Origin of the sequence: Mesorhizobium sp. M7D.F.Ca.US.004.03.1.1 (genome assembly GCF_003998635.1) — a bacterium.
GTDB lineage: Bacteria > Pseudomonadota > Alphaproteobacteria > Rhizobiales > Rhizobiaceae > Mesorhizobium > Mesorhizobium loti.
Genome location: NZ_RZQG01001052.1, coordinates 1 through 1,907, shown reverse-complemented (window position 1 = coordinate 1,907; position 1,907 = coordinate 1). Strand labels below are relative to the sequence as shown.

The 1,907-nt window shown below is 59.3% G+C and carries 3 protein-coding genes; all 3 read left to right on the top strand.

The features are described from left to right. The coding region (locus EN935_RS33730; protein ID WP_127374108.1) for an FAD-dependent oxidoreductase at positions 1-1,261 on the top strand (1,261 nt) is incomplete at its 5' end. Positions 1,262-1,373: 112 nt separating this feature from the next. Next, a complete protein-coding gene (locus EN935_RS33725) occupies positions 1,374-1,646 on the top strand; it encodes a hypothetical protein (RefSeq protein ID WP_127374107.1) in 273 nt (90 codons plus the stop codon). A gap of 57 nt (positions 1,647-1,703) precedes the next feature. Then, positions 1,704-1,907 (top strand): carbonic anhydrase (locus tag EN935_RS33720; RefSeq protein WP_281040387.1); only part of this gene is annotated, 204 nt, incomplete at its 3' end.

The window sequence follows — 1,907 nt, the reverse complement described above, 5'->3', positions numbered from 1 at the left end:
CAATCCTCTAGCCTGCTGGGCCGTCGAACAGCGGGATGGTCGGATATTCGTCGGCGAGAAATTCAAACGGACGGCTCCGAAACCGCGCTCCGGAGGCTCCGGGCAGATCCCCAAGAAAATCGTCATTGTCGGCGGCGGCGCGGCGGGTTTTGCAGCGGCCGAAATGCTGCGACGGGAGCAGTACCAGGGCAGCATCGTCATGATCAGCGACGACCATGCGCCGCCCGTCGACCGACCCAACCTCTCCAAGGACTACCTCGCAGGAAAGGCCCCGGGGGATTGGATCCCGCTCCGCGGCGAGAAGTTCTATTCAAAAAACAACATCGACCTGCGTCTCAATGTGAAGGCCGTTGACATCGATCTGCGGTCCCGCGAGGTCGTCCTCGCTGATGAAGGAAGGATTCCTTACCACAGGCTGCTGCTTGCGACCGGAGCCGAACCGGTTCGCCTGACCATACCCGGCGCCGACCAGCCACACGTTCACACGCTGCGCTCGTTTGCGGATTGCAAGGCGATCATCGAGCGAGCCACGACTGCGCGCCGCGCCATTGTGCTTGGCGCCAGTTTCATTGGCCTGGAAGTAGCCGCGGCCCTGCGCGCGCGCGATATCGAAGTTCACGTCGTGGCGCCGGATAAACGGCCCATGGAACGGGTCCTCGGTCCGCAAATGGGCGACTTCATCCGCGCGCTCCATGAGGAGAACGGCGTCGTATTCCATCTTGAGAACACGCCGACCAGCATCGACGGCAGGAAGGTGAAACTTAGCAGCGGCGGTACGCTGGCGGCGGATTTCGTCGTCGTCGGCATCGGCGTACGGCCGCGGACCGGACTTGCCGAAACGGCGGGGCTGGTGGTTGACCACGGCGTTGTAGTGGACGCCTTTCTGGAAACGAGCGAGCCGGGGATATTCGCGGCCGGCGACATTGCGCGGTGGCCTGATCCCCACAGTGGCGAGAACATTCGGGTCGAGCATTGGGTGGTTGCAGAGAGGCAGGGGCAAACAGCGGCCCTCAACATGCTTGGCCATCGGGAGAAATTCGCGGCCGTGCCGTTCTTCTGGAGTCGGCATTACGATGTTCCCATCAACTATGTCGGCCATGCCGGGCAATGGGATGAGATCGCGGTCGATGGAGACATCACAGCCAAGGATTGCCTGCTCCGCTTCAAGCGCGAAGGACGTACGCTGGCTGTTGCTTCGATCTTCCGCGACATCGAAAGTCTCGAGGCGGAGACGGAAATGGAGCGCCAAATGGCAACCTAGCAGGCGCTCTTGGGCACCGCGAGAACGCAACCAGCATGGCGCAGCGCTGCAGTCGTCGTTACCGAAAGGAGTTCGACTTATGTCCATAATGCAACAGGAACTTATCAACGATATGCGCACGGTTGCGCCCGCTCAGCATTATTCAAAGATCGTCGAGTTCGCCAAGGAGGTTGCCGAGGAAGCGTCCGATGATACGCCGACTTCGGTTGAAATCTTCTCGGACGGCGGCCACTGGTACTGCCGGGTCCGTCGCGGCGATGAAAAGACCCGGCCGATGGGTCCTTATACCAAACGCCAAGCCGAAGAGATCCAGGATGCGCGCAGGAAGTTGATCGCGAAAATGGGGTCCGCTAGGCTGATCTTCGAGGCGACACGGAAAGGTTAGGGCCCCAACTTTTCACACGTCGCTGCAAGCAAGCGCAAAGCCTAGCCGGACTTAATGATGATTGAAGACCTTTTTATCCGCAACAAAATGTGGTCAGACGAACGTAAAGCCGAAAGGGTTGATTATTTTCAACGTCTTTCGAACTTGCAAAATCCTGAATATCTCTGGATCGGCTGCTCTGATAGCCGCGTACCAGCCAATGTGATTGCCGGATTGGAACCCGGCGAGGTTTTTGTGCATCGCAACGTCGCCAACCTCATC